Raw genomic sequence first — 6,459 nt, 5'->3', positions numbered from 1 at the left:
TCCGCCGCCGACGCCATCCGGCTCTCCCGCCGCACCCTCGCCACCATCAAGGGCAACCTCTTCTGGGCCTTCGCCTACAACGTCGCCGCCATCCCGCTGGCCGCCGCCGGACTGCTCAACCCGGTGGTCGCCGGGGCCACCATGGCCTTCTCCTCGGTCTTCGTGGTCACCAACAGCCTGCGCCTGCGCCGTTTCGACGCGGCCCGCTGACCGGGAGCCGACGCAGCGTCAGGGCCCGGGACGGACAGACCGACCCGGGCCCTGACGGCGTCTCAGCGGCCGAGCAGCTCCCCGCCGTTGCAGTGCAGGATCTCGCCGGTGATGAAGCCCGCCTCCCGGGAGGCCAGGAAGTAGACCGCCGCCGCGACCTCGCCGGACTCGCCGATCCGCCCCAGCAGGGTGCGGGCCGCCCGGCGGGAGACCTCCGCCTCGTCGAGGCGGGGGCCGAAGAACTCGGTGCCCGAGACGGTGCCCGGGGCCACGATGTTGGCCGTGATGCCGGAGGTGCCGAGCTGGGCGGCCAGGAAGTGGTTCCAGGCGTGCAGGGAGGCCTTGGCGGCCCCGTACGAGCCGGCCCCGCGCAGGGCGGCGATCGAACTGACCGTCACCACCCGCCCGCTGCCCTGGGTGAACCGGTCGCGGAGCGACTCGGTGAGCAGCACCACGGTGAGCACGTTCCGCTCGAAGTCCCCGCGCCAGCGGGCCAGCAGCGCGTGCGGGCCGCCGCCGATCACGGTCTCCCGGCTGCCGGCGTTGTTCACCAGCACGTCCACCTGGGCCGGCAGCGCGTCCAGCGCGTGCTCCACCGCGTCCGGGTCGGCCAGGTCGCAGACCAGCGGGGAGACGTTCGGGCCGAGGTCGGAGGCGGCTCTCTCCAGGACCTCCCGGCGGCGGCCGACGATCACGACCCGCTCGCCGGCCTCGGCGAAACGGCGGGCCACCTCGTACCCGATGCCGGTGCCACCGCCCGTGACGACGACGTTCCTGGCCATCTGCGCACTCCCTCCCTGCTCCGGCCACCGCAGCTGAGGGCGCGGCGGTCCGTCCCGGAATGGGTCGATTCCTATCACGCTCGGTTGCGGCGACTGTGGGGAGGGTGACGTAGCCCGTCTGAGATGGTGTGGTATGTGCCGTGTACCGGCCATGCACCCGGTCATGCACGGAGCGTGGAGAGAGCCAACTCACACCCCCTCCCCGTAACTTTGCGACCCCGGACACGTCTTACCTTTGTAGTACGACGGCTCCGGCCGTCGGGACGGGGCTCCGGCGGGCCCCGGTACGGCTGCCGAACCGTTTCGGCGGCCTCGCGCACGACGCCGGGGAGCGGTAACGGGCTCGGAACGCTTTGAGCGGCCGTTCCGGGCCCACCAGGACCGCCCCCGGGCGTCGTGCGCCGCGGGAACGCGGAAGGGCCCGGCTGCCAGTGGCAGCCGGGCCCTTCCGCGTCAGTGGGGCGCCCGTGAGGACCTCCCGGGTCAGCGACCCTCGAGCTTCACGTAGTCGCGGATCTCCACGCCGGTGTAGATCTGACGCGGACGGCCGATGCGGCTGCCCGGGTCGTTGATCATCTCGTGCCAGTGGGCGATCCAGCCCGGAAGCCGGCCGAGGGCGAACAGCACGGTGAACATGCTGGTCGGGAAGCCCATGGCGCGGTAGATCAGGCCGGTGTAGAAGTCCACGTTCGGGTAGAGCTTGCGCGAGACGAAGAAGTCGTCCTTGAGCGCGTGCTCCTCCAGCTTGAGCGCGATCTCCAGCAGCTCGTCGGACTTGCCGAGCTGGCCGAGCACCTCGTGCGCCAGGATCTTGACCTGGGCGGCACGCGGGTCGAACGCCTTGTACACGCGGTGACCGAAGCCCATGAGCTTCACGCCGTCCTCGCGGTTCTTCACCTTGCGGATGAAGGTGTCGACGTCGCCGCCGGTCTTCTGGATCTCCTCCAGCATCTCCAGCACCGCCTGGTTGGCGCCGCCGTGCAGCGGGCCCCAGAGGGCCGAGATGCCCGCCGAGATGGAGGCGAACTGGTTGGCGTGGCTGGAGCCCACCAGGCGGACCGTGGAGGTCGAGCAGTTCTGCTCGTGGTCCGCGTGCAGGATCAGCAGCTTGTCCAGCGCGTTGACGATGACCGGGTTGATCTCGTAGTCCTCGGCGGGGACCGCGAAGGTCATCCGGAGGAAGTTCTCGACGTAGCTCAGGTCGTTGCGCGGGTAGACGAACGGCTGGCCGACCGACTTCTTGTACGCGTACGCGGCGATGGTCGGGAGCTTGGCGAGCAGCCGGACCGTCGACAGGTGGCGCTGGCCGGCGTCGAACGGGTTGTGGCTGTCCTGGTAGAAGGTGGACAGCGCGCCGACCACCGACGACAGCATCGCCATCGGGTGGGCATCCCGCGGGAAGCCCTGGTAGAAGCGCTTGACGTCCTCGTGCAGCAGGGTGTGCTGGGTGATCTCGTTGCTGAACTCCGCCAGCTGCTCGGTGGTCGGCAGCTCACCGTTGATCAGCAGGTACGCGGTCTCGATGAAGCTGCCCTGCTCGGCCAGCTGCTCGATCGGGTAGCCGCGGTAGCGCAGGATGCCGTTGTCGCCGTCCACGAAGGTGATCGCGGACTTGTAGGCGGCGGTGTTGCCGAAGCCGTTGTCCAGGGTGACCAGGCCGGTCTGCGGGAGCAGCTTCGAGATGTCGAAGCCGGCGTTGCCCGCAGTGCTCTCGACGACGGGGTACTCGTACTCGCCGTCCTGGTACCGCAGTACTACCGAGTTGTCGCTCACGTCTTCCTCACCGACGAAATGAATCCTCATCCAAGGTGCCCTGACTGACTCTACGATCCACCATCGGGCCGATCACCGTGCACCCGGGGTGGGCCGGAAAGGCCCTGCACCTACAAAAGCTGTCGCCCCACCCGGTATGAACCGGACAAGATCGGCACAGACTAGGTTCCGCCGTAAATCTCTTCACGTCAAGACAACCCATCAGGTCGGAGCGGCCCCGCCGATCAGCCGACCGCCAGCCGGTGGTCCAGCGCAGAGTGCCTGCGACCTGCGCTGACGGCCCGGACCGCCTGGGCTATCGCTCTGCGTGATCCGACCAGCACCACCAGTTTCTTCGCACGCGTCACGGCGGTGTAGAGCAGGTTCCGCTGGAGCATCGTCCACGCCGAGGTGGTGACCGGAATCACCACCGCCGGGTACTCGCTCCCCTGCGAACGGTGGATCGTCACAGCGTAGGCGTGGGACAGCTCGTCGAGCTCCGAGAACTCGTACGGCACCTCCTCGTCCTCGTCCGTGCGCACCGTCAGCCGCTGCTCCTCCACGTTGAGGTCCGTCACCACCCCCACCGTGCCGTTGAAGACCCCGTTCCGGCCCTTCTCGTAGTTGTTGCGAATCTGGGTGACCTTGTCACCTACGCGGAAGGTCCGCCCGCCGAACCGGCGCTCCGGCAGACCCTCGCGCGCCGGAGTGACCGCCGCCTGGAGGAGCGTGTTCAGCGCCCCCGCGCCGGCCGGGCCCCGGTGCATCGGCGCCAGCACCTGGACGTCCCGCCGGGCGTCCAGACCGAACCGCTGGGGGATCCGCCGGGCCACCACGTCCACCGTCAACCCGGCCGCCGCCTCGGTGTCCTCCTCCGCGAACAGGAAGAAGTCCGGCAGCCCGTCGGTGATCGGCGGCAACCCCTCGTTGATCCGGTGCGCGTTGGTCACCACACCCGACTGCTGAGCCTGCCGGAAGATCCTGGTCAACCGCACCGAGGGCACCGGGCTCTCCGGCGCCAGCATGTCCCGCAGCACCTCCCCCGCCCCGACCGAGGGCAGCTGGTCCACGTCCCCCACCAGCAACAGGTGCGCCCCGGGGGCCACCGCCTTCACCAGCTTGTTCGCCAGGATCAGGTCCAGCATCGAGGCCTCGTCCACCACCACCAGGTCGGCGTCCAACGGCCGGTCGCGGTCGTACGCCGCGTCCCCGCCCGGCCTCAGCTCCAGCAGCCGGTGCACCGTGGACGCCTCGGCCCCCGTCAGCTCCGCCAGCCGCTTCGCCGCCCGCCCCGTCGGCGCCGCCAGCACCACCTTGGCCCGCTTCGCCAGCGCCAGCATCACGATCGAGCGCACCGTGAACGACTTCCCGCACCCCGGCCCACCCGTCAGCACCGCCACCCGCTCGGTCAGCGCCAGCTTCACCGACTCGCGCTGCTCCGGCGCCAGCTCGGCCCCCGTCCGCTGCGCCAGCCAGCCCAGGGCCGCCTCCCAGTCCACCCCCTGGAAGGCCTGCAGACGGTCGACGTCAGCCGTCAGCAGCCGCCGCAACTGGTTCGCCAGCGACACCTCGGCCCGGTGGAACGGCACCAGGTACACCGCCGTCACCGGCTCCCCCGCCTCCCCCGGCACCTGCTCCCGCACCACCCCCTCCGCCGCCACCAACTCGGCCAGACAGTCGATCACCAGACCGACGTCCACCTGCAGCAGCTTCACCCCGTCCGCGATCAACCGCTCCTCGGGCAGGTAGCAGTGCCCCTGGTCACTGCTCTGCGAGAGCGCGTACTGCAGCCCCGCCTTCACCCGCTCCGGACTGTCGTGCGGGATCCCCACCGCCTGCGCGATCCGGTCCGCCGTCAGGAAGCCGATGCCCCACACGTCCGAGGCCAGCCGGTACGGCTCCTTCTGCACCACCTCGGTGGAGGCGTCCCCGTACTGCTTGTAGATCCGCACCGCCAGGGAGGTCGACACCCCCACCGTCTGCAGGAAGACCATCACCTCCTTGATGGCCTTCTGCTCCTCCCAGGCCGCCGCGATCATCTTCGTCCGCTTCGGCCCCAGCCCCGGGACCTCGATCAGCCGCTTCGGCTCGTTCTCGATCACCTCCAGGGTCTCCACCCCGAAGGCCGTCACGATCCGCTCCGCGAACCGCGGCCCGATCCCCTTGATCAGCCCCGACCCCAGGTACCGCTGGATGCCCTGCACCGTGGCCGGCAGCACCGTCGTGTAGTTCTCCACCATGAACTGCCGCCCGTACTGCGGGTGCGAGCCCCACCGCCCGAACATCCGCAGCGACTCCCCCGGCTGCGCCCCCAGCAACGCCCCCACCACCGTCAGCAGGTCGTGCTGCCCCCGCCCGGTGTCCACCCGGGCCACGGTGTACCCGGTCTCCTCGTTGGCGTACGTGATCCGCTCCAACACGCCCTCCACCTGGGCGAGCTGACGCTGCGGCGACTGCGCGGGCTGAGTACCCATCGGGCTGCCCCCTCGGATCGGTGACCGTGCGCTACGCACCGTACCGCCTCCCGGTGACAGTCCGTACCGGATCCGTCCTATCCTCACGATCATGACCGACAAGCTGACGATCCGTCCGGCCACCGAGGCCGACCTCCCCGCCATCGTGGCCCTGCTCGCCGACGACCCCCTCGGCGCCGCCCGCGAATCCCCCGACGACCTCACCCCCTACCTCGCCGCGTACCGCCTGATCGCCGACGACCCGAACCAGCACCTGGTCGTCGCCGAACTCGCCGGCCAAGTCCTCGGCACCCTCCAACTCACCGTCATCCCCGGCCTCTCCCGCCGAGGCTCCACGCGCACCCTGATCGAAGCCGTCCGCGTCCACGCCGACGCCCGCGGCACCGGCCTCGGCACCACCCTCGTCGAATGGGCCGTCGACCGCTCCCGCACCCTCGGCGCCGAACTCGTCCAACTCACCTCCGACGCCACCCGCACCGACGCCCACCGCTTCTACGAACGCCTCGGCTTCACCGCCTCCCACCTCGGCTTCAAACTGGCCCTCGGATGAGCACCCCCGCCTTCGCGACCGACACCGAACGCGACGCCCTCAACGGCTTCCTCGACAAGCAGCGCACCGCCCTGCTCCGCAAACTCGACGGCCTCACCGACGCGCAGGCCCGCCACGTCCCCACCGCGAGCTCGCTCTCCCTGCTCGGCATCCTCAAGCACTCGGCCCTCTGGGAACGCCGCTGGTTCCAGATCATCCTGGCCGGCCACGAACACCCCGACGAATGGCCCCTCTCGACGGACGACACCGACGACGACTTCCAGGTCGACGAGACCGACACCGTCACCGCGTGGCGGGCGTACTTCGAGGAGCAGGCGGCCGTGTCCCGCGAGCTGGCAGCCGGCCTCCCTCTCGACACCCCGTGCGCATGGCCCAAGCTGGCCCACCGGAACCTGCGGTGGGTGCTGCTCCACATGATCGAGGAGACCGCCCGGCACGCCGGCCACGCCGACATCATCCGGGAGACGCTGGACGGTCGGACGGGAATCTGACCGGAAATGCGAAAAGGCCCCCCGGCAAAGCCGGGAGGCCTTCTCTGAATGATTGTTCGGCGGCGTCCTACTCTCCCACAGGGTCCCCCCTGCAGTACCATCGGAGCTGTGAGGCTTAGCTTCCGGGTTCGGAATGTAACCGGGCGTTTCCCTCACGCTATGACCACCGAAACACTATGAAACTGTCAACCGCACCATGA

6 protein-coding genes and 1 rRNA gene are annotated in these 6,459 nt (G+C 69.8%); 3 read left to right on the top strand and 4 right to left on the bottom strand.

Annotated elements, in window-relative coordinates; translation table 11 throughout:
* A partial coding sequence (locus ACWCYY_RS40485; protein ID WP_449798939.1) for a hypothetical protein occupies positions 1 to 210 on the top strand: 210 nt, incomplete at its 5' end.
* A gap of 62 nt (positions 211 to 272) precedes the next feature.
* On the opposite strand, the gene ACWCYY_RS40480 is transcribed toward ACWCYY_RS40485, so the two are convergent.
* The 3 genes from ACWCYY_RS40480 to recD2 form a co-directional block, all read right to left on the bottom strand.
* Entirely contained in the window at positions 273 to 992 is a 720-nt protein-coding gene (locus tag ACWCYY_RS40480) for an SDR family NAD(P)-dependent oxidoreductase (protein ID WP_345288530.1), read from the bottom strand.
* 483 nt (positions 993 to 1,475) lie between these two features.
* On the bottom strand, positions 1,476 to 2,765 hold the full coding sequence (locus tag ACWCYY_RS40475) for a citrate synthase (protein WP_345288528.1): 1,290 nt from the start codon (positions 2,763 to 2,765) through the stop codon (positions 1,476 to 1,478).
* A 224-nt stretch (positions 2,766 to 2,989) separates the two neighbouring features.
* Complete coding sequence (gene recD2 / locus ACWCYY_RS40470; RefSeq protein WP_345288526.1) at positions 2,990 to 5,218, bottom strand: SF1B family DNA helicase RecD2; 2,229 nt, start codon at positions 5,216 to 5,218, stop codon at positions 2,990 to 2,992.
* Between the two features lie 91 nt (positions 5,219 to 5,309).
* Between recD2 and ACWCYY_RS40465 the strand changes: the two genes are divergently transcribed.
* Both ACWCYY_RS40465 and ACWCYY_RS40460 read left to right on the top strand, forming a co-directional pair.
* On the top strand, positions 5,310 to 5,768 hold the full coding sequence (locus ACWCYY_RS40465) for an N-acetyltransferase family protein (protein WP_449798938.1): 459 nt from the start codon (positions 5,310 to 5,312) through the stop codon (positions 5,766 to 5,768).
* Positions 5,765 to 6,259, top strand: a complete 495-nt coding sequence (locus tag ACWCYY_RS40460; RefSeq protein WP_449798937.1) for a DinB family protein — start codon at positions 5,765 to 5,767, stop codon at positions 6,257 to 6,259. The genes ACWCYY_RS40465 and ACWCYY_RS40460 overlap by 4 nt, the downstream gene beginning before the upstream one ends.
* Positions 6,260 to 6,313: 54 nt before the next feature.
* On the opposite strand, the gene rrf is transcribed toward ACWCYY_RS40460, so the two are convergent.
* Positions 6,314 to 6,430: ribosomal RNA gene (gene rrf / locus ACWCYY_RS40455) — 5S ribosomal RNA — on the bottom strand.
* Positions 6,431 to 6,459 lie beyond the last annotated feature (29 nt).

This window comes from Kitasatospora sp. NPDC001664 (assembly GCF_053596675.1).
This window is presented reverse-complemented; position numbering and strand designations above follow the sequence as displayed.